The 26102-nt window shown below is 69.9% G+C and carries 20 protein-coding genes and 1 pseudogene; 5 read left to right on the forward strand and 16 right to left on the reverse strand.

The window, feature by feature from the left end:
* Positions 1 to 216: 216 nt before the first annotated feature.
* The gene (locus tag ACIOMQ_RS03345) at positions 217 to 1227 is read right to left on the reverse strand and encodes a polyprenyl synthetase family protein (protein WP_362195752.1); all 1011 of its coding nucleotides are present in this window, start codon (positions 1225 to 1227) and stop codon (positions 217 to 219) included.
* 156 nt (positions 1228 to 1383) lie between these two features.
* Between ACIOMQ_RS03345 and ACIOMQ_RS03350 the strand changes: the two genes are divergently transcribed.
* From ACIOMQ_RS03350 to ACIOMQ_RS03370, 5 genes and pseudogenes are all read left to right on the forward strand, one after another.
* A complete protein-coding gene (locus tag ACIOMQ_RS03350) occupies positions 1384 to 2883 on the forward strand; it encodes a peptide MFS transporter (RefSeq protein ID WP_362195749.1) in 1500 nt (499 codons plus the stop codon).
* A gap of 9 nt (positions 2884 to 2892) precedes the next feature.
* Entirely contained in the window at positions 2893 to 4887 is a 1995-nt protein-coding gene (locus ACIOMQ_RS03355; protein WP_362195745.1) for a CocE/NonD family hydrolase, read from the forward strand.
* Positions 4888 to 5077: 190 nt separating this feature from the next.
* Entirely contained in the window at positions 5078 to 6307 is a 1230-nt protein-coding gene (gene fahA / locus ACIOMQ_RS03360; RefSeq protein WP_362195742.1) for a fumarylacetoacetase, read from the forward strand.
* Positions 6304 to 6987: a GPP34 family phosphoprotein gene (locus tag ACIOMQ_RS03365; protein ID WP_401753633.1), complete on the forward strand. Its 684-nt coding sequence runs from the start codon at positions 6304 to 6306 to the stop codon at positions 6985 to 6987. Before fahA ends, ACIOMQ_RS03365 begins: the two co-directional genes overlap by 4 nt.
* Before the next feature lie 198 nt (positions 6988 to 7185).
* Positions 7186 to 7350, forward strand: a pseudogene (locus ACIOMQ_RS03370) (Uma2 family endonuclease); the annotation flags it as partial.
* A gap of 36 nt (positions 7351 to 7386) precedes the next feature.
* Here the strand turns inward: ACIOMQ_RS03370 and recQ are convergent.
* The 15 genes from recQ to ACIOMQ_RS03445 all read right to left on the reverse strand — a co-directional run bounded on the left by recQ (position 7387) and on the right by ACIOMQ_RS03445 (position 25594).
* Positions 7387 to 9402, reverse strand: coding sequence for a DNA helicase RecQ (gene recQ, locus ACIOMQ_RS03375; protein ID WP_402187722.1), 2016 nt, complete (start codon positions 9400 to 9402; stop codon positions 7387 to 7389).
* 152 nt (positions 9403 to 9554) lie between these two features.
* Positions 9555 to 11219: an NADH-quinone oxidoreductase subunit NuoN gene (nuoN, locus tag ACIOMQ_RS03380; protein WP_362195733.1), complete on the reverse strand. Its 1665-nt coding sequence runs from the start codon at positions 11217 to 11219 to the stop codon at positions 9555 to 9557.
* Entirely contained in the window at positions 11216 to 12787 is a 1572-nt protein-coding gene (locus ACIOMQ_RS03385; protein WP_362195730.1) for an NADH-quinone oxidoreductase subunit M, read from the reverse strand. The genes nuoN and ACIOMQ_RS03385 overlap by 4 nt, the downstream gene beginning before the upstream one ends.
* 5 nt (positions 12788 to 12792) lie before the next feature.
* Entirely contained in the window at positions 12793 to 14688 is a 1896-nt protein-coding gene (nuoL, locus tag ACIOMQ_RS03390; RefSeq protein ID WP_362195727.1) for an NADH-quinone oxidoreductase subunit L, read from the reverse strand.
* 14 nt (positions 14689 to 14702) lie between these two features.
* Positions 14703 to 15002 (reverse strand): NADH-quinone oxidoreductase subunit NuoK, encoded by a 300-nt coding sequence (gene nuoK / locus ACIOMQ_RS03395; RefSeq protein ID WP_093543641.1) that lies wholly within the window; start codon positions 15000 to 15002, stop codon positions 14703 to 14705.
* Positions 14999 to 15826 (reverse strand): NADH-quinone oxidoreductase subunit J, encoded by an 828-nt coding sequence (locus ACIOMQ_RS03400; protein ID WP_401753637.1) that lies wholly within the window; start codon positions 15824 to 15826, stop codon positions 14999 to 15001. The genes nuoK and ACIOMQ_RS03400 overlap by 4 nt, the downstream gene beginning before the upstream one ends.
* On the reverse strand, positions 15823 to 16470 hold the full coding sequence (nuoI, locus tag ACIOMQ_RS03405; RefSeq protein WP_362195721.1) for an NADH-quinone oxidoreductase subunit NuoI: 648 nt from the start codon (positions 16468 to 16470) through the stop codon (positions 15823 to 15825). Before nuoI ends, ACIOMQ_RS03400 begins: the two co-directional genes overlap by 4 nt.
* Entirely contained in the window at positions 16463 to 17863 is a 1401-nt protein-coding gene (gene nuoH, locus ACIOMQ_RS03410; protein ID WP_362195718.1) for an NADH-quinone oxidoreductase subunit NuoH, read from the reverse strand. The genes nuoI and nuoH overlap by 8 nt, the downstream gene beginning before the upstream one ends.
* On the reverse strand, positions 17860 to 20391 hold the full coding sequence (locus tag ACIOMQ_RS03415; protein WP_362195715.1) for an NADH-quinone oxidoreductase subunit G: 2532 nt from the start codon (positions 20389 to 20391) through the stop codon (positions 17860 to 17862). Before ACIOMQ_RS03415 ends, nuoH begins: the two co-directional genes overlap by 4 nt.
* On the reverse strand, positions 20388 to 21761 hold the full coding sequence (nuoF, locus tag ACIOMQ_RS03420; RefSeq protein ID WP_362195713.1) for an NADH-quinone oxidoreductase subunit NuoF: 1374 nt from the start codon (positions 21759 to 21761) through the stop codon (positions 20388 to 20390). Before nuoF ends, ACIOMQ_RS03415 begins: the two co-directional genes overlap by 4 nt.
* The gene (nuoE, locus tag ACIOMQ_RS03425) at positions 21758 to 22588 is read right to left on the reverse strand and encodes an NADH-quinone oxidoreductase subunit NuoE (RefSeq protein WP_362196057.1); all 831 of its coding nucleotides are present in this window, start codon (positions 22586 to 22588) and stop codon (positions 21758 to 21760) included. Before nuoE ends, nuoF begins: the two co-directional genes overlap by 4 nt.
* 29 nt (positions 22589 to 22617) lie before the next feature.
* Positions 22618 to 23940 (reverse strand): NADH-quinone oxidoreductase subunit D, encoded by a 1323-nt coding sequence (locus tag ACIOMQ_RS03430; protein ID WP_362195711.1) that lies wholly within the window; start codon positions 23938 to 23940, stop codon positions 22618 to 22620.
* Entirely contained in the window at positions 23940 to 24665 is a 726-nt protein-coding gene (locus ACIOMQ_RS03435) for an NADH-quinone oxidoreductase subunit C (RefSeq protein ID WP_362195708.1), read from the reverse strand. The genes ACIOMQ_RS03430 and ACIOMQ_RS03435 overlap by 1 nt, the downstream gene beginning before the upstream one ends.
* Positions 24662 to 25216, reverse strand: coding sequence for an NADH-quinone oxidoreductase subunit B family protein (locus ACIOMQ_RS03440; protein ID WP_189546875.1), 555 nt, complete (start codon positions 25214 to 25216; stop codon positions 24662 to 24664). The genes ACIOMQ_RS03435 and ACIOMQ_RS03440 overlap by 4 nt, the downstream gene beginning before the upstream one ends.
* An 18-nt stretch (positions 25217 to 25234) precedes the next feature.
* Positions 25235 to 25594, reverse strand: a complete 360-nt coding sequence (locus ACIOMQ_RS03445; protein WP_003992243.1) for an NADH-quinone oxidoreductase subunit A — start codon at positions 25592 to 25594, stop codon at positions 25235 to 25237.
* Positions 25595 to 26102 lie beyond the last annotated feature (508 nt).

The following is a 26102-nucleotide window of genomic DNA, read 5'->3' on the forward strand; positions in this document are numbered from 1 at the left end:
GTGCCCTACCTCCGTGGTCGGCGGCTTCCGTCCGGATGCACTCGTCCACTCCGTGCCGCCGTTCTCACCGTTTTGTTCAGGAGTGGTTGTTCTCCATCTGACCAAAACGGCGGCCCGGAATCGTCACTCCCGGGGAGCAACTCCGCCTACCTCTTCGGTATGACGCCACGCGGGCGGATCCCACCCCGTCCCGTAGGGGGTGCCCCCCGAACGGGCTCAGCCCGCCCGGTGCACCACCGCGTCGCACATCTCCTCCAGTGCGGCCTTCGCGTAGCACTCGGGCAGCGGCGCCAGCGTCGCGCGGGCCTCTTCCGCATACCGGACGGTGTCCCGCCGTGCCTGGTCCAGCGCCGGGTGGGCACGGAGCCTGCGCAGCACCTCGGCGTGCCGGGCGTCGTCGCTCAGGTCGCCGTCGAGCAGCTCGACGAGTTCCAGGTCTTCCGGCTTGCCGTCGGCCGCCGCCTGGGCCCGCAGATGGAGCACGGGGAGCGTCGGGATGCCTTCGCGCAGGTCGGTGCCGGGGGTCTTGCCGGACTCGTGGGAGTCGGAGGCGATGTCGAGTACGTCGTCGGCGAGCTGGAAGGCGACGCCGAGCCGCTCCCCGTACTGGGTGAGGATGTCGACGGCCGACTCGTCCGCACCGGCCATCATCGCGCCGAACCGGCAGGCCACGGCGATCAGCGAGCCGGTCTTGCCGCGCATCACGTCGAGGTAGTGCTCGACCGGGTCGCGCCCGTCGCCCGGACCCGCGGTCTCCAGGATCTGGCCGGTGACCAGGCGCTCGAACGCCTCCGCCTGGATGCGTACGGCCTCCGGACCGAGATCGGCCAGTATGTGCGAGGCGCGGGCGAAGAGGAAGTCGCCGGTCAGGACGGCCACCGAGTTGCCCCAGCGGGTGTTGGCGCTGTCGACGCCGCGGCGTACGTCCGCCTCGTCCATCACGTCGTCGTGGTAGAGCGTCGCGAGATGCGTCAGCTCGACGACGACGGCCGCGGGCACGACACCGGGCGTGTCGGGGTCGCCGAACTGGGCGGCCAGCATGGCCAGCAGCGGCCGGAAGCGCTTGCCCCCGGCACGCACGAGGTGCTGCGCGGCCTCCGTGATGAAGGGCACGCCGCTCTTGGTGGCATCGAGCAGCCCCGACTCGACAGCAGCCAAACCGGCCTGGACATCGGCCTCAAGAGCGTGGTCCCGCACGCTCAGTCCGAACGGCCCGACGACGGTCACGAGGGGATCTCCTGTCTGCTGACGATCACACGGAATGTCGATGTGTCGCTGTCATCACTCAAGTCAGCGTATCCGGTCCCCTTTGGATCACCGTGGGCGCCTTCCCGCCACCGCCGGTATGTTCGGGATCAGCTCATACGATCAGGAGTTCTCCCTTTGTCCCACACGGCCACCGACACCGAACCGACCCAGCCGCCGCCCGGCGACGACCATGCCTTTTTCGGCCAGCCACGGGGCCTGATGACCTTGTCCGGTCTGGAGGTCTGGGAACGGTTCTCGTTCCTCGGCATGCAGGCGATCCTGGTCCTCTACTTCGCCGACACCGTCGCCCGCGGCGGCATGGGCATGGAGGCGGGCACCGCGGCGTCCGTCTCGGCCGCCTACGGCACCCTCGTCTACCTGGTCTCCGTGGCCGGCGGCTGGCTGGCCGACCGGATCCTCGGCTCGTACCGCGCCGTCCTGTACGGCGGAATCCTCATCGCGTGCGGGCATTACGCCATGGCGGTGCCCACCGACGCCATGACGTGGGCCGGCCTCGGTCTGATCAGCGCCGGAACCGGTCTCCTCAAGCCCAATGTGGCGACCATGGTCGGCAAGCTCTACCGTACCGACGACGAGCGCCGCGACGCCGGCTTCGCGCTCTACTACATGGGCATCAACATCGGGGCGTTCCTCGGCCCGCTGGTCACCGGCTGGCTCGGGGACCACGCGAGCTGGCACTGGGGTTTCTCGGCCGCCGCCTTCGGCATGACGCTCGGCCTGATCCAGTACGTACTGGGCCGGCGTCACCTGGCCGGCCGAAAGCACAGCGCCGAATTCGCGCTGGCGCCCGAGCCGATGCGCCGCGCCGTCCGGCTGATCGCGGCCGGCGCCGTCGTGGTCGCCGCCGCCGCCACCGCGCTGGCCCTGGCCGGCTGGCTGACCATGGACCGCTTCGTCGACCTGCTCACCCTCATCTCGGTGATCGCACCGGTCGTGTACTTCGCGGTGATGTTCCGCAGCCCGCGCGTCACCGGCGAGGAGCGCGGCAGGCTGCGCCCGTACGTGGTGCTGTTCCTGGCCTCCGTCGTCTTCAACTTCATCCTCTTCCAGGCGTACTCGACGATGATCCTGCTCGCGTCGACCAACGCCCGTACCGAGATCCTCGGCTTCCACTTCCCGGCGAGCTGGTACGCCTCCGCGCTCGGCGCCTTCGAGGTCGCCCTCGCCCCGGTGGTCGCCGCCGTCTGGGCCCGGATGGGCCCGCGTCAGCCGCACGCCTCCAACAAGATCGCGATCGGGGTGATCCTCGGTGGACTGTCCTTCCTGCTGATGGTGCTGCCGACCTCCGGGCACTCCGGCGACACCTACAAGATGGCCGCCTGGTGGATCGTCGGCTCGTATCTGCTGCTCGGCCTCGGCGACATCCTGCTGGAGACCTCCGGCATGTCCGCGACCACGAAGCTCGCGCCCAAGGCGTTCGCCAGCCAGACGATGGCGCTCTGGTTCCTCTCGCTGGCCCTCGCCAACGGCATCCAGGCCCAAGTCGTGAAGCTGTACGGCGAGGTGTCCAACCCCGCCTACTTCGGTGTCAATGGCGCGATCGCGGTGGTGGCCGGTGTGGCCGTCATCGCCGCCGCACCCTGGCTCAAGCGCACCATGCACCCCGTCCACTGAGGTACCGCCATGCACATCCGCACCACGTATCCGTATGACACCACCCATGAGGACGTCCGCATCCCGCTGCCGGACGGCACCCGGCTGTACGCCCGGATCTGGCGCCCCCTCACCGACGAACCCGTCCCCGCGCTCCTCGAATACCTGCCGTACCGGCTGAGCGACTGGACGGCGCCGCGCGACTGGCAGCGCCACCCCTGGTACGCGGGCCACGGCTACGCCTCCGTCCGGGTGGACGTGCGCGGGCACGGCAACAGCGAGGGCCTGCCGGGCGACGAGTACGACGCGACGGAGCTGGCCGACGGGGTCGCCGTCGTCCACTGGCTGGCCGAGCAGGAGTGGTGCTCCGGGCGGGTCGGCATGTTCGGCATCTCCTGGGGCGGCTTCAACTCGCTCCAGATCGCGGCACTGGCCCCCGAGCCGCTGAAGGCGGTCGTCACCGTCTGCTCGACCGACGACCGCTACGACAACGACGTCCACTACATGGGCGGCTCGGTCCTCGCCGTCGACATGCACGCCTGGGCGGCCACCATGCTGGCCTTCGTCTGCCGGCCGCCGGACCCGGCACAGGTCGGCGAGGGATGGAAGGACATGTGGCTGAAACGGCTCGACGCGGTCGACCCGTTCATCCACACCTGGCTGGCGCACCAGACCCGCGACGACTACTGGAAGCACGGCAGCGTCTGCGAGGACTACTCCGCGATCCGGGCGAACGTCCTCGCGGTGGGCGGCTGGCACGACCCGTACCGCGACACCGTCCTGCGGCTCGTCGAGCACCTCGGCCCGGACCGGGTCCGCGGGCTGATCGGCCCCTGGTCGCACCAGTACCCCGACCGCGGCCTGCCACCGGGCCCGGCGATCGGCTTCCTCCAGGAGACGCTGCGCTGGTGGGACCAGCACCTGAAGGACAAGGACACCGGCGTGATGGCCGAGCCGCTGCTGCGGTCCTGGATCAGCGAGTCGCACCGCCCCGCCACGGTCTACGAGACGCTGCCCGGCCGCTGGGTCGGCGACACCGCCTGGCCGTCCCCGAACGTCTCGACCGTCGCGTACGCCCTCCAGGGCGGCCCGCAGATCGTCGACTCGCCGCAGCAGACGGGGCTGGACGCCGGGCGCTTCTTCCCGTTCGGCAACGACGCCGACCTGCCGCCCGACCAGCGCGACGAGGACGCCAAGTCGGTCTGCTTCGAATTCCCGGTCGAGGACGCCCCGATCGAGATCCTGGGCCGCCCCCGGGTCACGCTGCGCCTCCGGATGGACGTGAAGCGCGGCCAGGCGATCGCCCGGCTCTGCGACGTGGCGCCGGACGGCTCCTCCACCCTGGTCACCCGCGGCGTGCTCAACCTCTCCGCCCGGCACGGCCGCGACCGCGCGGACGACTGGCCGGTGGGCCGGTACGAGGACGTGGCCTTCGACCTGAACGGCATCGGGCACACCTTCCCGCCCGGCCACCGGATCAGGCTCGCGGTCTCGTCCTCGTACTGGCCGTGGATCTGGCCGCAGGCCGGGTCGGTGGGCTTCACCCTCGACGCCGACGGCAGCTTCGTCGAACTGCCGGTGCGCCGGCACACCGAGGACCCCGCGATCCGGTTCGAGGAACCGGAGCAGTCGGAGCCGCTCGGCGTCGTCCACCCCGTGTCCCTCGACGAACAGCGCCCCGAGCGGCTGGTGGTCCGCGATGTCGCCAAGGGCGAATGGCGGCTGGAGGTCGACCCCCGCTACGGCGGCACCCGCGTCTACCCGGACGGCCTCGAATTCACCGAGGACGCCCTGGAGACGTACACGATCCAGGAGGACGACCCGCTCTCCGCACGCACGCGCTCCAACTGGGCGATCCGGCTGCACCGGCCGGAGATGGCGTGGGACGTCCGGATCGAGACCCGCTCCGAGATCAGTGCGGACGACACCGACTTCATCACCTCCAACGAGGTGGTGTGCAAGGACGGCGGCGAGGTCGTCTTCCACCGCACCTGGGAGAAGCGGATCCCCCGCACGGCGGGCTGAGCGGGCCCGGCAGTGGGTAGCGCGACGCCGCGCAGCCTGCTGCCGGGCCCCCTGAACCGCCGCCGTGCCCCCGCACACCGGGGGCACGGCGGAACTTTCCGGGCATCAGGAGCAGTTGGGACACTCCCGCGGGGCAGGGACACCGACGTAACGTGTCCCCCAAGCGACCTGGAAAGCGAGGCAGCAACACATGCCCGAGCAGAGCAGCCCGCTCGATCTGGCCGAGGGCGACCCCTTCGGTCCGCACAACCTTCCCTACGGCGTGTTCTCCACCCCCGACCGCCCCGAGGACCGCCGGGTCGGCGTCCGCATCGGCAGCCACGTACTGGACGCCGGAGCCGCGGCGCACGCACTCGGCTCGCCCTACGCGCAGCTCCTCGCCCAGCCGGACCTGACCGCGCTGCTGGCCGCGGGCCGCACCGCCTGGCGGGACGTCCGACGGGCCCTGACCGCCTGGGTGACGGTCCCGGGACACCGCGCGGACATCGAACCGCTGCTGCATCCGGTCGAGTCCGTGACACTCCATCTGCCGTACAGGGTCGCGGACTACGTCGACTTCTACGCGAGCGAGCACCACGCCACCAACGTCGGACAGATCTTCCGGCCGAACGGTGATGCGCTGACGCCCAACTGGAAGCACCTCCCGATCGGCTACCACGGCAGGTCCGGCACCGTCGTCGTCTCCGGCACCGACGTGGTCCGTCCGTCCGGCCAGCGCAAGGCGCCCACCGACGCGGCCCCCGTCTTCGGCCCGTCCGTCAAGCTCGACATCGAGGCCGAGGTCGGCTTCGTCGTCGGAGTCGGCTCCGAGCAGGGCCGCCCGGTCCCGCTCGGCGACTTCCGCGACCACGTCTTCGGCCTCTCGCTGCTCAACGACTGGTCGGCACGGGACATCCAGGCCTGGGAGTACGTCCCCCTCGGGCCGTTCCTCGGCAAGTCCTTCGCCACGTCCGTATCGGCGTGGGTGACACCGCTGGAGGCCCTGGAGGCGGCCCGGATCGCGCCCCCGGCCCGCGACTTCCCGCTGCTCCCCTACCTGGAGGACGCGGGTGAGGACGAGGCCGGCGGGCTCGACCTGCGGATCTCCGTCGCGATCAACGGACAGCCGGTCGCCGAGCCGCCGTTCGCCACCATGTACTGGACGGCGGCCCAGATGCTGGCCCAGATGACGGTGAACGGCGCCTCCCTGCGCACCGGCGACCTCTACGGCTCCGGCACCGTCAGCGGCGCCGAGCCCGGACAGCGCGGCTCGCTCCTGGAGCTGACCTGGAACGGCCGCGACCCGCTGGACCTCCCGGACGGCAAGCGGACCTTCCTGGAGGACGGCGACACCGTGACGATGACGGCCTGGGCACCGGGGCCGGACGGCACCCGGGTCGGCCTCGGCGAGGTCACGGGACGGATCGTGCCCGCGTCGTGAACCCCGCTCCCCCGGAGCCCACGCTCCCCGAGGAACTGCTCCTGCTCGCACTGGACCCGCAGCGCGGCAAGCCGTACTGCCGAAACCGCTTCCTGGAGTACGGGGTGGCGGGCGCGGTCCTCGCGGAGCTGGAGCTCCACGGCCGGATCGCCGAACAGCACGGCCGGATACGGGTGATCAGCCCGCTCGCTCCCCAGGACCCGCTCCTCGCGCAGGTCCTGGGGAGCCTGCCGGCCCCGGACAGGGGCGGGCTCGCGGGCGGCATCGGCGCGAAGCAGTGGATCCGGCGGACCGGCCGGCACGTCGAGGAGCTGTGCCTGGAGCATCTGGTGGGCCGCTCGGTCCTGCGCAGGGAGACCCACCGGTTCCTCGGCCTGCTGCCCTACCACCGCCACCCGGCGGCGGACCCGGCCCTGCCGGCCGCGGCCCGGGAGCGCTTCGCGGCCGCCGAGGCGGCCGGCTTCCCGGACCGGCGCGGCCGCGTCCTGGCCGCGCTGGTCTCGGCGACCGGTCTGTCGGGCACGGTGGCCCAGGGCGGCTGGAGAAGCCGTTCGGCCATGCGCGACCTGGTGCGCGACGAGTGGACCGCGTACGCGGTGCACCGGAACGTACGCCAGGACAAGGCGAACCGGAGCGGCGGGAGCTTCGGCAGCACTGGCAGCGGGAGCGACGGGGACTGACGGGGAACGGGAACGGGGACGGGGCCGGCCGGGTCCGGGAACTGACGGGGGCCGGGGACGGGGCCGACCGGGGCCGGCCGTGCAAAAGACCGAACCGGTCAGCCGCGCGCGGGTCGCTCACACGTTCGAGAGAGCCGTATCCCGTTCCCGGCCGATACGCTGGAATCTCCCGCGAGACTCTGCGTCATGGGAGCACTGATGAGCATCGGACCCGAGGCCCCCGAGCCGCGGTGGGCGGTTCCGTCCGTGGGCGGCTGGACCGCCGATGACCTGGACACACTCCCGAATCTGCCTCCGCACACGGAGCTGATCGACGGGAGCCTTCTTTTCGTGAGTCCGCAGACCCTGTTCCGTTCAGCGGCCCCGGAGTAGCTCCGGCGCCGCCACCGGTCCCCGCGCTCACTCGTACTCGGGCGGCTCCTCGTCCCAGCCGAACTCCGGATCTGCGTCGGGGACCGCCACGCGTGCGGCCGGGACCGGGGCGGGCTCCTGCGCGGCCGGGACCGGGGCGGCGGGGACCGTCGCAGGACCGGGCTCCGGGCCCGCCGCGACATCCCCGAACGGCGCAAGCACCTCCAGCACCCCCTCCCCGTACGTCGCCAGTTTCTTCTCGCCCAGGCCGCTGATGCCGCCCAGCGCGGCCACCGAGTCCGGCCGCGCCGTGGCGATCTCACGCAGCGTCGCGTCGTGGAAGATGACGTACGCCGGGACGCCCTGCTCCTTCGCCTGTGCGCCGCGCCAGGCCCGTAGGGCTTCGAAGACCGGGACGGCCTCGGGGGCCAGCTCGGCGGCGGCCGTCGTGGACTTCGCCCTGCGTTCGCCCTTCGTGGAGCGCGACGCGGGCTTCGGCGCCTCCTTGCGCAGCAGCACCTCGCGCTCCCGGCCGAGCACCGAGCCGCTCTCCTCCGTCAGCACCAGCGTGCCGTACTCACCCTCGACCGCGATCAGCCCCTGCGCGAGCAACTGCCGTACGACTCCGCGCCATTCGGCCTCGGCCAGCTCCTCGCCGATACCGAAGACCGAGAGCTGGTCGTGGTCGAACTGGATGACCTTCGCCGTCTTGCGGCCCAGCAGGATGTCGATGATCTGGCCCGCACCGAACTTCTGCCCGCGCTCGCGCTTCAGCCGTACGACGGTCGACAGCAGCTTCTGCGCGACCACCGTGCCGTCCCAGGTCAGGGGAGGGGTCAGGCAGGTGTCGCAGTTGCCGCAGGCCGCCGCACCGGGCTCCTGGCCGAAGTACGTCAGGAGCTGGGCGCGGCGGCACTGGACCGTCTCGCACAGGGCCAGCATCGAGTCGAGGTGCGAGGCCGCGCGGCGCCGGAACGCCTCGTCGCCCTCGCCGCCCTGGATGAGCTTGCGCTGCTGGACGACGTCCTGGAGTCCGTACGCCATCCAGGCCGTGGACGGCTGTCCGTCACGCCCGGCGCGGCCGGTCTCCTGGTAGTAGCCCTCGACCGATTTCGGCAGGTCCAGGTGGGCGACGAAGCGGACGTCCGGCTTGTCGATGCCCATGCCGAAGGCGATCGTCGCGACGACGACCAGGCCCTCCTCGCGCAGGAAGCGGGACTGGTGGACGGCGCGCGTACCCGCGTCCAGGCCGGCGTGGTACGGCACGGCCTCGATGCCGTTGCGGCAGAGGTACTCGGCGGTCTTCTCGGTCGAGTTGCGCGACAGGCAGTAGACGATGCCCGCGTCGCCGGTGTGCTCCTCCTTGAGGAAGGAGAGCAGCTGCTTCTTCGGATCGGCCTTCGGCACGATCCGGTACTGGATGTTGGGCCGGTCGAAGCTGGCGACGAAGTGCTTCGCGTCGGGCATGCCCAGGCGCTGGGTGATCTCCTGGTGCGTCGCGTCGGTCGCGGTCGCGGTCAGGGCGATGCGCGGTACGCCGGGCCAGCGCTCGCCGAGGACGGAGAGGGCCAGGTAGTCCGGGCGGAAGTCGTGGCCCCACTGGGCCACACAGTGCGCCTCGTCGATCGCGAAGACGGAGATCTCGCCGCGGGAGAGCAGGCCGAGGGTGGTGTCCAAGCGGAGCCGCTCGGGGGCCAGGTAGAGCACGTCGAGCTCACCGGCGACGAACTGGGCCTCCATCGAGCGGCGCTCGTCGAAATCCTGCGTGGAGTTGATGAAGCCGGCCCGCACACCGAGCGCCCGCAACGCGTCCACCTGGTCCTGCATCAGGGCGATCAGGGGCGAGATGACGATGCCTGTACCGGCTCTGACCAGGGCCGGGATCTGGTAGCAGAGGGATTTTCCGCCGCCGGTCGGCATGAGCACGACGGCGTCCCCGCCCGCGACCACATGGTCGACGACCGCTTCCTGCTCGCCGCGGAACGCCTCGTACCCGAAAACCCGGTGCAGCGTCTGCCGCGCGTCGCTCTCGGTCGCGTCCATGGTCCCGCCCGTCACGCTCATCGCTCTGTCTCCCGAGATCCCGGGTCCGTCCCGGGACTGTCCCGTTCCGTCCTGCCGCCGTCCCCTGCCACGATAGGCGCCGCGTACGACAACGCCGGACGGGTTTGACTTCTCGGGCCCGTCCGGCGCCGTTCCGGCTGTGTGCGTGTGTGCTACCTCACGAAGACTCCGGCCTGGCTCGCCAGGTCCAGGAAGTACTGCGGGGCCAGGCCCAGCACCAGCGTGACCGCGACACCCACCGCGATCGTCGTCATCGTCAGCGGGGACGGGACGGCGACCGTCGGGCCGTCGGCCTTCGGCTCGCTGAAGAACATCAGCACGATGACCCGGATGTAGAAGAACGCGGCGATCGCCGACGAGATCACACCGACCACGACCAGGCCGACCGCGCCGCCGTCCGCCGCGGCCTTGAACACGGCGAACTTCCCGGAGAACCCGGAGGTGAGCGGGATACCGGCGAAGGCCAGCAGGAACACCGCGAAGACCGCGGCGACCAGCGGCGAGCGCCGGCCGAGCCCCGCCCACTTCGACAGATGCGTCGCCTCGCCGCCCGCGTCGCGCACCAGGGTGACGACGGCGAACGCGCCGACCGTCACGAAGGAGTAGGCGCCGAGGTAGAAGAGGACCGACGAGATGCCTTCCGGGGTGGTCGCGATGACACCGGCGAGGATGAAGCCGGCGTGGGCGATCGAGGAGTAGGCGAGCAGCCGCTTGATGTCGGTCTGGGTGATGGCGACGACCGCACCGCCCAGCATCGTGATGATCGCGACCGCCCACATGACGGGGCGCCAGTCCCAGGCGAGGCCCGGCAGGACCACGTACAGCAGGCGCAGCAGCGCACCGAACGCGGCGACCTTGGTGGCCGCGGCCATGAAGCCGGTGACCGGGGTCGGGGCACCCTGGTAGACGTCCGGGGTCCACATGTGGAACGGGACGGCACCGACCTTGAAGAGCAGACCGGTCAGGATCATCGCGCCGCCGATCAGCAGCAGCGCGTCGTTGCCCATGGTGTCGGCCAGCGCCGGGTCGATCTTCGTGACCGAGCCGTCGACCACGTTCGCGATGGTGGCGTACGAGACGGAGCCCGCGTACCCGTACAGCAGGGCGATCCCGAAGAGCAGGAACGCCGACGAGAAGGCGCCGAGCAGGAAGTACTTCACCGCCGCCTCCTGCGACATCAGCCGCTTGCGGCGGGCGACGGCGCACAGGAGGTAGAGCGGGAGGGAGAAGACCTCCAGGGCCACGAAGAGCGTCAGCAGATCGTTGGCCGCCGGGAAGACCAGCATGCCGGCCACCGAGAAGAGGACCAGCGGGAAGACCTCGGTGGTGGTGAACCCGGCCTTGACCGCGGCCTTCTCGCTGTCGCTGCCGGGGACCGAGGCGGCCTGTGCGGCGAAGGAGTCGACGTGGTTGCCGTGCGCGGCGGGGTCGAGCCGGCGCTCGGCGAAGGTGAAGACGGCGACCAGCGAGGTCAGCAGGATGGTGCCCTGCAGGAACAGCGTCGGACCGTCGATCGCGAGGGCGCCCATCGCGGCGATGTGCGCCTTCGTCGTGCCGTATCCCCCGGCCGCCAGGCCGACCACCGCGGCGAACGCGGCGGCGAGGGCGACGACCGTCAGGAAGACCTGCGTGTAGTAGCGGGCCCGGCGCGGCACGAAGGCCTCGACGAGTACACCCACGACGGCGACACCGATCACGATGAGGACCGGGGTCAGCTGCGTGTACTCGATGACCGGTGCCTTGAACTTCTCGGCCGGGGCCGCCGATGCCACCCCGCCCGCCGTCGTCCACAGGCTGTGGACAGCTGTTGCGCTCACTTGGCGGCCTCCACCTCAGGCTGGGGGTCCTTCTTCTGGACGTCCGACATGGTGTGCTGCACCGCCGGATTGACGATCTCCGTCAGCGGCTTCGGATAGACACCCAGGAAGAGCAGCAGCGCGATCAGTGGCAGGACCACCACCAGCTCCCGGACCTTGAGGTCCGCCATGCCCTGGACCTCGGCCTTCACCGGGCCCGTCATCGTCCGCTGGTAGAGGACGAGGACGTACAGGGCGGCGAGCACGATGCCGGTCGTGGCGACGATGCCCGCCGCCGGATACGCGCTGAACGTGCCGACCAGGACCAGGAATTCGCTGACGAACGGCGCGAGTCCGGGCAGCGACAGGGTGGCCAGACCGCCGATCAGGAAGGTGCCGGCCAGGACGGGCGCCACCTTCTGCACCCCGCCGTAGTCGGAGATGAGCCGCGAACCGCGCCGGGTGATCAGGAAGCCCGCCACCAGCATCAGCGCGGCGGTCGAGATCCCGTGGTTGACCATGTAGAGCGTGGCGCCCGACTGGCCCTGGCTCGTCATCGCGAAGATGCCGAGGATGATGAAGCCGAAGTGCGAGATCGACGCGTAGGCGATCAGCCGCTTGATGTCGCGCTGGCCGACGGCGAGCAGCGCCCCGTACACGATGCTGATCAGCGCCAGGACGACGATCACCGGCGTCGCCCACTTGCTGGCCTCCGGGAAGAGCTGGAGGCAGAAGCGGAGCATCGCGAACGTGCCGACCTTGTCGACGACCGCGGTGATCAGGACGGCGACCGGGGAGGTCGCCTCGCCCATCGCGTTGGGCAGCCAGGTGTGCAGCGGCCACAGCGGGGCCTTCACCGCGAAGGCGAAGAAGAACCCGAGGAAGAGCCAGCGCTCCGTGCCGGTCGCCATGGAGAGCGAGCCGCCGGCCCGGGCCTCGGCGATCTCGGAGAGCGAGAACGTCCCCGCGACCACGTACAGCCCGATGACCGCGGCCAGCATGATGAGGCCGCCGACCAGGTTGTAGAGGAGGAACTTCACGGCGGCGTACGAGCGTTGCGCCGCCGCGTTCTCGTCGCTGCCGGTGTGCGCCCGGTCCCCGAAGCCGCCGATGAGGAAGTACATCGGGATGAGCATGGCTTCGAAGAGGATGTAGAAGAGGAAGACGTCGGTGGCCTCGAAGGAGAGGATCACCATCGCCTCGACCATCAGGATCAGGGCGAAGAAGCCCTGCGTCGGGCGCCAGCGCGATGACTTGGTTTCCAGGGGGTCGGCGTCGTGCCAGCCGGCCAGGATGACGAAGGGGATCAGCAGGGCGGTGAGCGCCATGAGCGCCACCCCGATGCCGTCCACGCCCAGTTCGTACCGGACGCCGAAGTCCTTGATCCAGGCGTGCGATTCGGTGAGCTGGTAGCGGGCGCCGCCGGGCTCGAAGCGGGCGAGCGCGATGCCCGCCAGGACGAGCGTGGCCAGCGAGAAGAGCAGCGCCAGCCATTTGGCCGCGGTGCGCCGCGCGGCGGGGACGGCGGCGGTGGCGATCGCACCGATCGCCGGGAGCGCCGCCGTCGCTGTCAGGAGGGGAAAGGACATCGTGATCAGACCGCCCTCATCAGCAGGGTCGCGGCGATGAGAACCGCCGTACCGCCGAACATCGAGACCGCGTAGGAGCGGGCGTAGCCGTTCTGCAGCTTGCGCAGCCGGCCGGAGAGCCCGCCCATCGAGGCGGCCGTGCCGTTGACGACGCCGTCGACCAGGGTGTGGTCGACGTACACCAGGGAGCGGGTGAGGTGCTCGCCGCCGCGGACCAGGACCACGTGGTTGAAGTCGTCCTGGAGGAGATCGCGGCGGGCGGCCCGGGTGAGCAGCGAGCCGCGCGGGGCGACGACCGGTACCGGCTTGCGTCCGTACATCGCCCAGGCGATCGCGACCCCGGCGACGAGCACCACCATGGTGGCGGCCGTGACGGTCGTGGCGCTGACCGGGGCGTGTCCGTGGCTGTGTCCGGTGACCGGCTCCAGCCAGTTCAGGAAGCGGTCGCCGATGGAGAAGAGGCCTCCGGCGAAGACCGAGCCGAACGCCAGGATGATCATGGGGATGGTCATCGACTTCGGGGACTCGTGCGGATGCGGCTCATGGCCCTCCGCGTCCGGCTGCCAGCGCTTCTCGCCGAAGAACGTCAGCAGCATCACGCGCGTCATGTAGAACGCGGTGATCGCGGCGCCCAGCAGGGCCACCGAGCCGAGGATCCAGCCCTCGGTGCCGCCCTTGGCGAAGGCCGCCTCGATGATCTTGTCCTTGGAGAAGAAGCCGGACAGGCCGGGGAAGCCGATGATCGCCAGATAGCCGAGGCCGAACGTGATGAAGGTGACCGGCATGTACTTCCGCAGGCCGCCGAACTTCCGCATGTCGACCTCGTCGTTCATGCCGTGCATGACCGAACCGGCGCCGAGGAAGAGCCCGGCCTTGAAGAAGCCGTGCGTCACCAGGTGCATGATCGCGAAGACGTAACCGATCGGGCCGAGCCCGGCGGCCAGGATCATGTAGCCGATCTGCGACATCGTCGACCCGGCGAGGGCCTTCTTGATGTCGTCCTTCGCGCAACCGACGATCGCACCGAAGAGCAGCGTGACCGCGCCGACGACCACGACGGCCAGCTGTGCGTCCGGCGCGGCGTTGAAGATCGCGCCGGACCGGACGATGAGGTAGACCCCCGCCGTCACCATGGTCGCCGCGTGGATGAGGGCCGAGACCGGGGTCGGGCCCTCCATCGCGTCACCGAGCCAGGACTGCAGCGGCACCTGGGCCGACTTGCCGCAGGCCGCGAGCAGCAGCATCAGGCCGATCGCCGTCAGCTTGCCCTCGCTCGCCTCCCCGGTCGCCCCCAGGACGGGACCGAAGGCAAACGTGCCGAACGTGGTGAACATCAGCATGATCGCGATCGACAGGCCCATGTCGCCGACCCGGTTGACCAGGAATGCCTTCTTGGCGGCCGTGGCCGCGCTGGGCTTGTGCTGCCAGAAGCCGATCAGCAGGTACGACGCCAGACCGACGCCCTCCCACCCGACGTACAGCAGCAGGTAGTTGTCCGCGATGACCAGGATCAGCATCGCCGCGAGGAACAGGTTCAGATAGCCGAAGAAGCGGCGCCGGCGCTCGTCGTGCTCCATGTAGCCGATCGAGTAGATGTGGATCAGGGTGCCCACACCGGTGATCAGCAGCACGAACGTCATCGACAACTGGTCGAGCTGGAAGGCCACATCGGCCTGGAAGCCCTCGACCGGAATCCAGCTGAACAGCTTCTGGTGCAGCGCCCGGTCCTCCGCGCCCTTCCCGAGCATGTCGAGGAAGAGCACGACACCGATGACGAACGACCCGGCGGCGAGCAGGGTGCCGAGCCAGTGTCCGGACCGGTCCAGCCGTCGGCCGCCGCAGAGCAGGACCGCCGCTCCGAGCAGAGGCGCCGCGACGAGCAGCGCAATCAGGTTCTCCACGATTCAACGTCCCCTTACAGCTTCATCAGGCTGGCGTCGTCGACCGAGGCCGAGTGGCGGGAACGGAACACCGACACGATGATCGCGAGTCCGACCACGACCTCGGCGGCGGCGACGACCATCGTGAAGAAGGCGATGATCTGCCCGTCGAGATTGCCGTGCATCCGGGAGAAGGTCACGAACGCGAGGTTGCAGGCGTTGAGCATCAGCTCCACGCACATGAACACCACGATCGCGTTCCGCCGGATCAGCACCCCGGCCGCACCGATGGTGAACAACAGGGCGGCGAGATAGAGGTAGTTGACCGGGTTCACTTGGCGACCCCCTCATCTTCGTTGTCACGGCCGAGGCGCTCCTCGGAGCGCTGCTCCAGCGCCTTGAGCTGGTCCAGCGATTCCTTCGACACGTCGCGGATCTGACCGCGGCCGCGCAGCGTCCGCATGACGGTGAGCTCGGACGGCGTGCCGTCCGGAAGCAGGCCCGGGATGTCCACGGCGTTGTGCCGGGCGTAGACGCCGGGGGCGGGCAGCGGCGGCAGCTGCTTGCCGCGTACGCGCTCCTCGGACATCTCCCGCTGGGTCTTCGCCCGCTCGGTGCGCTCCTTGTGGGTGAGCACCATCGCGCCGACCGTCGCCGTGATCAGCAGGGCGCCGGTGATCTCGAAGGCGAAGACGTACTTGGTGAAGATGAGGCTGGCCAGCCCCTCGATGTTCCCGCCGTGCTCGGCGTTGGCGGTGCCGAGCCCGTTGAAGCTGTTCAGCGAGGCGTTGCCGATGCCGGCGATCAGCAGGACGCCGAAGCCGATCCCGCAGCCCGCGGCCAGCCAGCGCTGGCCCTTGAGGGTCTCCTTCAGCGAGTCGGCCGCCGTGACACCGACGAGCATGACCACGAAGAGGAACAGCATCATGATCGCGCCGGTGTAGACGACGATCTGGACGACGCCCAGGAAGTAGGCGCCGTTGGCGAGGTAGAACACCGCCAGGACGATCATGGTCCCGGCGAGGCTCAGCGCACTGTGCACGGCCTTCTTCATCAGTACGGTGGACAGCGCGCCGAGCACGGCGACGGTGCCCAGCAGCCAGAACTGGACGGCCTCGCCGGTCGAGGTCTGGGAGGCCGCCGCGGCCAGGCCGGTCATGCGTCCACCTCCCGCGCCGAGCCGTTGTTCTCGCTGCCGCCGTCGCTCCGGCTGTCGTCGTCCGACGGCTTCTCGCCCTTGGAGACCGCGACCTGACGCTCCGTACCGGGGGCGGCCTCGGTGACCAGACCCCGGTAGTAGTCCTGTTCGTCCATCCCGGGGTAGATCGCGTGCGGGGAGTCGACCATGCCCTCCTCCAGGCCCGCGAGCAGCTCGTCCTTGGTGTAGATGAGGCTCTCGCGGGTGGTGTTGGCGAGCTCGAACTCATTGGTCATCGTCAGTGCCCGGGTCGGGCACGCCTCGATGCACAGACCGCAGAGAATGCAGCGCGCGTAGTTGATCTGGTAGACGCGGCCGTAGCGCTCACCCGGGGAGTAGCGCTCCTCGTCGGTGTTGTCCGCGCCCTCCACGTAGATCGCGTCCGCCGGACAGGCCCAGGCGCACAGCTCGCAGCCGACGCACTTCTCCAGGCCGTCCGGGTGGCGGTTGAGCTGATGCCGGCCGTGGAAGCGCGGCGCCGTCACCTTCCGTGTTTCCGGATACTGCTCGGTCAGCCGCTTCTTGAACATGGCCTTGAAGGTCACGCCGAAGCCGGCGACAGGGTTCTGGAACTTCTCGCCCGAGGGCTCTGATGACTCAGACACCGTCAGCCTCCTTCCCGTCACTCGAATTTCCGTCACTCTGAGTATCCGACCCGCCACTGACAACGAGCTCCCGCTCGCCCCGCGGCCTGCGGCGCGGCACCGGCGGCAGGGTCTGTCCGGGCAGCGGCGGCACCGGGAATCCGCCTGCCATCGGGTCGAACTCCGGCTCCGGTCCCGCTTCCGCCTCCGCGGCCCGGCCCTTCTTGTCGCGGAAGACGTCGGCGACGAAGGAGATCAGCAGGACCGCGATCACGGCCCCGGCCACGTACAGCACGATCTTCGTGAAGTCGTACCCCTCGTTGCGCAGCGCCCGCACCGTCGCGACCAGCATCAGCCAGAGCAGGGAGACCGGGATCAGGACCTTCCAGCCGAGCTTCATCAGCTGGTCGTAGCGGACCCGGGGCAGCGTGCCGCGCAGCCAGATGAAGAAGAACAGCAGCAGCTGGACCTTGATGACGAACCAGAGCATCGGCCACCAGCCGTGGTTCGCGCCCTCCCAGAAGGTGCTGATCGGCCACGGGGCCCGCCAGCCGCCCAGGAACAGGGTCGTGGAGACCGCGGAGACGGTGACCATGTTGACGTACTCGGCGAGCATGAACATCGCGAACTTGATCGACGAGTACTCGGTGTTGAAGCCGCCGACCAGGTCGCCCTCGGACTCCGGCATGTCGAACGGGGCCCGGTTGGTCTCGCCGACCATGGTGACGATGTAGATGATGAAGGAGACCGGCAGCAGGAGGATGAACCAGCGGTCCTGCTGCGCCTCCACGATCTTCGAGGTCGACATCGACCCGGAGTAGAGGAAGACCGAGGCGAACGCGGCGCCCATCGCGATCTCGTACGAGATCATCTGGGCGCAGGAGCGCAGGCCGCCGAGGAGCGGGTACGTCGATCCGGACGACCAGCCCGCCAGCACGATGCCGTAGATCCCGACCGAGGCGACCGCGAGGACGTAGAGCATCGCGATCGGAAGATCGGTGAGCTGCATCGCCGTACGGTGCCCGAAGACCGAGACCTCGTCGGACGGGCCGAACGGGATCACCGCGATCGCCATGAACGCCGGAATGGCGGCGACGATCGGTGCGAGCACGTACACGACCTTGTCGGCGCGCTTGACGACGACGTCTTCCTTCAGCATCAGCTTGATGCCGTCGGCGAGGGACTGGAGCATGCCCCAGGGGCCGTGCCGGTTGGGCCCGATGCGCAGCTGCATCCAGGCGACGACCTTGCGCTCCCACACGATGGAGAAGAGCACGGTCACCATCAGGAACGCGAAGCAGAACACCGCCTTGATGACGACGAGCCACCACGGGTCGGTGCCGAACATCGACAGATCCTCGGCGGCGAGTACGGCACTGTGCGGTGCCGCGGCCAGTTGAGCGAAGGCAGTCACGCCCCCACCTCCGGTGTGATGTCGGGAGTGCCCGGTCCGGCGGGGCCGATCCGGACCAGACCGCCGGGCCGGGCGCCGGTGTCGGCCGGGACGCCCCGCCCGACGGAGTTCAGCGGCACCCAGACCACCCGGTCCGGCATGTCGGTGACCTTCAACGGGAGTTCGACGCTGCCCGCCGGGCCGGTGACGGCCAGCAGGTCGCCGTCCTTCACACCCGTCTCGGCCGCGGTGGCGGCGGAGAGGCGGGCGACCGAGGCGTGCCGGGTACCGGCGAGCGCGTCGTCGCCCTCCTGGAGCCGGCCCAGGTCGAGCAGCATCCGGTGGCCGGCGAGGACCGCCTCGCCGTCGCCGGGCCGGGGCAGCGGCCGCGCCGGCTCGTCCGGGTCGCCGGCGTGCGCCCCGGCCCAGCCGCCGAGCCGGTCCAGCTCACGGCGTACGGACTTCAGGTCCGGCAGCGCGAATCGGCCGGGTTCGTCAGCGCCTGCGGCGCCGGCCAGCGCGTCGGCCAGCATGTGCAGCACCCGCGCATCGGCCGGCGCGAGCGTGCGCGTCATCTGCTCGGGCTTCAGCGCCGCCTCGAACATCCGCGCCCTGCCCTCCCAGTTGAGGAAGGTCCCGGCCTTCTCGGCCACCGCCGCGACCGGGAAGACCACATCGGCCCGCTCGGTCACCTCGCTGGGCCGAAGCTCCAGCGACACCAGGAACCCGACCCGGTCCAGGGCCTCCAGGGCCCGTGCCGGGTCCGGCAGGTCCACCGGCTCGACCCCGGCGACGAGCAGCGCGCCCAGTTCACCGGTGGCGGCGGCCTCCAGGATCTGGCCGGTGTCGCGGCCGAAGCGGGACGGGAGTTCGGCGACGCCCCAGACGGCCGCCACCTCGTCCCTGGCCCGCGGGTCGGTCGCCGGACGGCCGCCGGGCAGCAGCGACGGGAGCGCACCCGCCTCCACCGCACCGCGCTCGCCGGCCCGTCGCGGAATCCACACCAGGGTGGCCCCGGTCGCGGTCGCGGCCCGCACCGCGGCGGTCAGCCCGCCCGGCACGCCCGCCAGCCGCTCGCCGATCACGATCACGGCGCCCTCGCCGCGCAGCGCCTCGGCCGCCGCGGCTCCGTCGCCGTCGAGCCCGGCGCCGCCCGCGATCGCGTCCAGCCACTCGGTCTCGGTGCCGGGGGCGGCGGGGAGCAGCGTGCCGCCCGCCTTCGCCAGCCCGCGCGTGGCGTGCGAGGCGACGGCGAACGTGCGCTGTCCGTGGTTGCGGTTCGCCTTGCGCAGCCGCAGGAAGACGCCGGGCGCCTCCTCCTCCGACTCGAACCCGGCCAGCAGCACCGCCGGGGCCTTCTCCAGCGAGGTGTACGTGACCCCCGCGCCGTCCAGGTCCCGGCCGCGCCCGGCGACGCGGGCGGCCAGGAAGTCGGCCTCCTCGCCGCTGTGCGTCCGGGCCCGGAAGTCGACGTCGTTGGTGCCCAGCACGACCCGGGCGAACTTGCTGTACGCGTACGCGTCCTCGACGGTCAGCCGCCCGCCCGTGAGGACGCCCGCCCTGCCGTGTGCGGCCAGCAGACCGGCGGCCGCGGCGGCCAGCGCCTCGGGCCAGCTCGCCGGTTCCAGGACCCCGTCCGCGTTGCGCACCAGCGGAGTGGTGAGCCGGTCCCGCTGCTGCGCGTAGCGGAAGGCGAAGCGGCCCTTGTCGCAGACCCACTCCTCGTTGACCTCGGGGTCGTTGGCGGCGAGCCGCCGCATGACCTTGCCGCGCCGGTGGTCGGTACGGGTCGCGCAGCCGCCCGCGCAGTGCTCGCACACCGACGGCGACGACACCAGGTCGAAGGGCCGGGAGCGGAACCGGTACGCCGCCGAGGTCAGCGCCCCGACCGGGCAGATCTGGATGGTGTTCCCGGAGAAGTACGACTCGAACGGGTCGCCCTCGCCCGTACCGACCTGCTGGAGCGCGCCGCGCTCAAGAAGCTCGATCATCGGGTCGCCGGCCACCTGGTTGGAGAACCGGGTACAGCGCGCGCAGAGCACACACCGCTCACGGTCCAGCAGCACCTGGGTGGAGATCGGCACGGGCTTCTCGAACGTGCGCTTCTTGCCGTCGAAGCGGGAGTCGGCGCCGCCGTGCGACATCGCCTGGTTCTGCAGCGGGCACTCGCCGCCCTTGTCGCAGACCGGGCAGTCCAGCGGGTGGTTGATGAGCAGCAGCTCCATCACACCCTTCTGCGCCTTCTCGGCGACCGGCGAGGTGAGCTGCGATCGCACCACCATGCCGTCGGTGCAGGTGATGGTGCAGGACGCCATCGGCTTGCGCTGGCCCTCGACCTCGACGATGCACTGCCGGCAGGCGCCGGCCGGGTCGAGGAGCGGGTGGTCGCAGAAGCGCGGGATCTCGATGCCGAGGAGTTCGGCGGCCCGGATGACCAGGGTGCCCTTGGGCACGCTGATCTCGATGCCGTCGATGGTCAGCGTGACCAGGTCCTCGGGCGGGATGGCCGCCTCGCCGCCCCCGGAGGGCGCACTCGTGGTGACTGTCATGCGTTCACCCCCTGGTGAGCGTTCTTGTCGTCGGCCCAGACGGTCGACCTGGCGGGATCGAAGGGGCAGCCCCGGCCCGTGATGTGCTGCTCGTACTCCTCGCGGAAGTACTTCAGCGAGGAGAAGATCGGCGAGGCGGCGCCGTCGCCGAGGGCGCAGAAGGACTTGCCGTTGATGTTGTCGGCGATGTCGTTCAGCTTGTCGAGGTCGGCCATCTGCCCCTTTCCGGCCTCGATGTCGCGGAGCAACTGCACCAGCCAGTAGGTGCCTTCGCGGCACGGTGTGCACTTGCCGCAGGACTCGTGGGCGTAGAACTCGGTCCAGCGGGTGACGGCCCGCACGACGCAGGTCGTCTCGTCGAAGCACTGGAGCGCCTTGGTGCCGAGCATGGAACCGGCGGCGCCGACACCCTCGTAGTCGAGCGGCACGTCGAGGTGCTCGTCGGTGAACATCGGGGTCGAGGAGCCGCCCGGGGTCCAGAACTTCAGCCGGTGGCCGGGGCGCATGCCGCCGCTCATGTCGAGCAGCTGGCGCAGCGTGATGCCGAGCGGGGCCTCGTACTGGCCGGGGCTCGCGACATGCCCGCTGAGCGAATACAGCGTGAAGCCGGGGGACTTCTCGCTGCCCATCGACTTGAACCACTCCTTGCCCCGGTTCAGGATCGCGGGAACCGAGGCGATGGACTCGACGTTGTTCACCACAGTGGGGCAGGCGTACAGACCGGCGACCGCGGGGAAGGGGGGTCGCAGCCGGGGCTGGCCGCGTCGCCCTTCGAGCGAGTCGAGCAGTGCGGTCTCCTCACCGCAGATGTACGCGCCCGCGCCCGCGTGCACGGTGAGTTCCAGGTCGAGCCCCGAGCCCAGGATGTTCTTCCCGAGGAAGCCCGCCTCGTACGCCTCGCGCACGGCCTCGTGCAACCGCCGCAGTACGGGGACGACTTCGCCCCGCAGATAGATGAACGCGTGCGTGGACCGGATCGCGTAGCAGGCGATCACGATGCCCTCGATGAGGGAGTGCGGGTTGGCGAAGAGGAGCGGGATGTCCTTGCAGGTCCCGGGCTCCGACTCGTCGGCGTTGACCACCAGGTAGTGCGGTTTGCCGTCGCCCTGGGGAATGAACTGCCACTTCATCCCGGTGGGGAAGCCCGCGCCGCCGCGGCCGCGCAGACCGGAGTCCTTGACGTAGGCGATGAGGTCGTCCGGGGACATGGCGAGGGCCTTGCGCAGCCCCTCGTATCCCTCGTGGCGCCGGTACGTCTCCAGGGTCCAGGATTCCGGCTCGTCCCAGAAGGCGGAGAGGACGGGGGCGAGCAGCTTCTCGGGGCTGCTCCCGTTCCCGTTGCCGTTGATCTCGGCAGCCAAGGTCATCACTCCCCCTCCTCTGCGGCGGGACCGGCCGGGTGGTCCGGGTCGGAGGCCGATGTCTGCTGCGGTGCGTCGTGCGGACCGAGGTCCTCGGACGGCGACGGTTCGTGGGGCTGGTCGCCGCGCGGGCTCTCGCCGCGGGGGGCGACGACGCGCGGGTGCGGCTCCTCTCCCCTGGCGATCCGGAGGCCGATCAGCGAGGCGGCGCCCGCGCCGCCGGACGCCTCGACGGCGCCGGGGCGCTCGTCGGGGAAGCCGGCCAGGATCCGGGACGTCTCCTTGTACGAGCACAGGGGCGCGCCGCGAGTGGGTTCGACGGTGCGCCCGGCGATCAGGTCGTCGACCAGGCGCGTCGCGCTCTCGGGGGTCTGGTTGTCGAAGAACTCCCAGTTGACCATCACCACGGGAGCGAAGTCGCAGGCCGCGTTGCACTCGATGTGTTCGAGGGTGACCTTGCCGTCCTCGGTTGTCATATCGGGCCCGTCGTTGCCGACGCCGAGGTGCTCCTTGAGCCGGTCGAGGATCGCGTCGCCGCCCATCACCGCGCACAGGGTGTTGGTGCAGACGCCGACCTGGTACTCACCGCTCGGCTTGCGCCGGTACATCGTGTAGAAGGTGGCGACCGCGGTGACCTCGGCGGTGGTGAGGCCGAGCAGCTCGGCGCAGAACGCCATGCCGGTGCGGGAGACGTAGCCCTCCTCGGACTGCACCAGGTGCAGCAGCGGCAGGAGGGCGGAGCGGCTTCCGGGGTAGCGGGCGATCACCTCCTTCGCGTCCGCTTCGAGCCTGGCGCGCACCTCGGCCGGGTAGGCGGGGGCGGGGAGCTGCGGCATCCCCAGACTGACTTCCTGACGTGCTTCGGTCACCGGTCGACGCCTCCCATCACGGGGTCGATGGACGCGACGGCGACGATGACGTCGGCGACCTGGCCGCCCTCGCACATCGCCGCCATGGCCTGCAGATTGGTGAAGGACGGGTCGCGGAAGTGGACCCGGTAGGGGCGGGTGCCGCCGTCCGACACGACGTGGACGCCGAGCTCTCCCTTGGGCGACTCGACCGCGGTGTACACCTGTCCGGCCGGGACCCGGAAGCCCTCGGTCACCAGCTTGAAGTGGTGGATCAGGGCCTCCATGGAGGTGCCCATGATCTTCTTGATGTGGTCGAGCGAGTTGCCGAGCCCGTCCGGGCCGAGCGCGAGCTGCGCCGGCCAGGCGATCTTCTTGTCGGCGACCATCACCGGTCCGGGGGCGAGCCGGTCGATGCACTGCTCGATGATCCGCAGCGACTGGCGCATCTCCTCCAGCCGGATGAGGAAGCGGCCGTAGGCGTCGCAGCTGTCGGCGGTGGGGACGTCGAACTCGTAGTTCTCGTATCCGCAGTAGGGGTCCGTCTTGCGCAGGTCGTGCGGGAGTCCGGCGGAGCGCAGGATCGGGCCGGTGGCGCCGAGCGCCATGCAGCCGGTCAGGTCGAGGTAGCCGACGTCCTGCATGCGGGCCTTGAAGATCGGGTTGCCGGTGGCGAGCTTGTCGTACTCCGGCAGGTTCTTCTTCATGGTCTTGAGGAACTCGCGGAGCTGGTCGATCGCGCCGGGCGGCAGGTCCTGGGCGAGTCCGCCGGGCCGGATGAACGCGTGGTTCATCCGCAGGCCGGTGATCAGCTCGAAGAGGTCGAGAACGAGTTCACGATCGCGGAAGCCGTAGATCATGATCGTCGTGGCGCCGAGCTCCATGCCGCCGGTGGCGATGCACACCAGGTGCGAGGAGATCCGGTTGAGCTCCATCAGGAGCACGCGCAGGACGGTCGCCCGGTCCGGGATCTGGTCCTCGATGCCGAGCAGCTTCTCGACGCCCAGGCAGTACGCCGCCTCGTTGAAGAACGGCGTCAGGTAGTCCATGCGCGTCACGAAGGTGGTGCCCTGGGTCCAGTTCCGGAATTCGAGGTTCTTCTCGATGCCGGTGTGGAGGTAGCCGATGCCGCAGCGGGCCTCGGTGACGGTCTCGCCGTCGATCTCCAGGATCAGCCGGAGCACCCCGTGCGTGGACGGGTGCTGGGGGCCCATGTTGACGATGATGCGTTCGTCGTCGGCCTTGACCGCCGACTCGACGACCTCGTCCCAGTCGCCGCCGGTGACTGTATATACAGTCCCCTCGGTCGTCGCCCGAGGTGTTGCGTGGGGAGTAGTCATCAGGAGTACGACCTCCGCTGGTCCGGAGCCGGGATCTGGGCGCCCTTGTACTCGACGGCGATGCCGCCGAGCGGATAGTCCTTGCGCTGCGGGAAGCCCTGCCAGTCGTCCGGCATCATGATCCGGGTGAGGGCGGGGTGCCCGTCGAAGACGAGCCCGAAGAAGTCGTAGGCCTCGCGCTCGTGCCAGTCGTTGGTCGGGTAGATCTCGACGAGGGACGGGATGTGCGGATCGCTGTCCGGGGCCGAGACCTCCAGGCGGATCAGCCGGCCGTGCGTGAGCGAGCGCAGATGGTAGACGGCGTGCAGCTCACGGCCCTTGTCGCCGAGGAAGTGGACGCCGCTCACCCCCGTACAGAGCTCGAAGCGCAGCGCCGGGTCGTCGCGCAGGGTCCGGGCGACCCGGACGAGGTGCTCGCGAGCGATGTGGAAGGTGAGTTCGCCGCGGTCGACGACGGTCTTCTCGATGGCGTTCCCGGGAAGCAGGTCCTGTTCCTCCAGGGCCCCCTCCAGCTCGTCGGCCACCTCGTCGAACCAGCCGCCGTACGGGCGGGAGGTGGCGCCGGGCAGGGTCACCGTGCGGACGAGGCCGCCGTAACCGGAGGTGTCGCCGCCGTTGTTGGCGCCGAACATGCCCTTGCGTACGCCGATGACCTCGCCGGTCTCGTCGCGCGGCGCGGGCACGGCGTTGTTGTCCGTCTCGTCGTGCTTCGGGTTCTCGCTCACCGCAGCAGCCCCTTCATCTCGATCAGGGGCAGTGCCTTGAGAGCCGCGTCCTCCGCCTCGCGGGCGGCCTCCTCCGCGTTGACCCCGAGCTTGGAGGTCTGGATCTTCTGGTGGAGCTTGAGGATCGCGTCCATCAGCATCTCGGGCCGCGGCGGGCAGCCCGGCAAATAAATATCAACCGGGACAATGTGATCAACACCCTGAACAATGGCATAATTGTTGAACATTCCGCCCGATGATGCGCAAACCCCCATGGAGATCACCCACTTGGGGTTGGGCATCTGGTCGTAGACCTGCCGCAGGACGGGCGCCATCTTCTGGCTGACCCGCCCTGCCACGATCATCAGGTCCGCCTGCCGTGGCGATCCGCGGAAGACCTCCATGCCGAAACGGGCCAGGTCGTAGCGCCCGGCCCCGGTCGTCATCATCTCGATGGCGCAGCAGGCGAGGCCGAAGGTGGCCGGGAAGACGGAGGACTTCCGTACCCAGCCGGCGGCCTGCTCGACAGTGGTCAGCACGAAGCCGCTCGGCAGCTTCTCTTCGAGTCCCATGGTGTGCCCCTCAGCCCCTCAGTCCCATTCCAGGCCGCCGCGACGCCATACGTACGCGTAGGCGACGAAGACGGTGAGCACGAAGAGCAGCATCTCCACGAGCCCGAAGATCCCCAGGGCGTCGAAGGTGACCGCCCAGGGATAGAGGAAGACGATCTCGATGTCGAAGACGATGAAGAGCATCGCCGTCAGGTAGTACTTGATGGGAAAGCGGCCGCCTCCGGCCGGAGTCGGGGTGGGTTCGATACCGCACTCGTACGCTTCGAGCTTTGCTCGGTTGTACCGCTTCGGGCCGATAAGCGTGGCCATGACCACGGAGAAGATCGCAAACCCTGCCCCGAGGGCGCCGAGCACGAGGATGGGCGCGTAGGCATTCACGCTCCTCGCTCCTTCCAGTCGTCCTTGACCGTTGGACCGCATCGGGCGATTCGGCTCGCCACCCCACCAAGATCGTGTACATGTGAGGCAGTTCACAAGCCCGACTGCCCCGCATCCTATGCCCGCCGTCCTGTGATCTGCGACACGGGGTACGACAACGAGTTTGTGATCTCCACCACCAGGCGAAGGGTCACGAAGCCGTCTGACCGGTGATCTTCGTACGCAAAGCGGCCGAGTGATCACGAGACGTGACATTCGATGCTGTCTTCGCTGGTCAAGGAGGTTTTCCTCTAACAATCAGATACCCGCAGAAGCAAATTGGCAATGGACGTCCGGAGCGTGATATGGGGATCCGTCCCACTCTGGGCTCACCCCGACGAGGGTTCCGGGGGAGCGAAGTGGACGTGTGCACGCATTCACGATCTTCGGGACGAATGGCCGGGGTGAACGGGCGGGACTGATGCGCGGCCACCCGGGAGCCGGGGGTGCTCGGCATCCGGGGGCGCTC

Source organism: Streptomyces sp. NPDC087845, assembly GCF_044742755.1.
Lineage (GTDB): Bacteria > Actinomycetota > Actinomycetes > Streptomycetales > Streptomycetaceae > Streptomyces.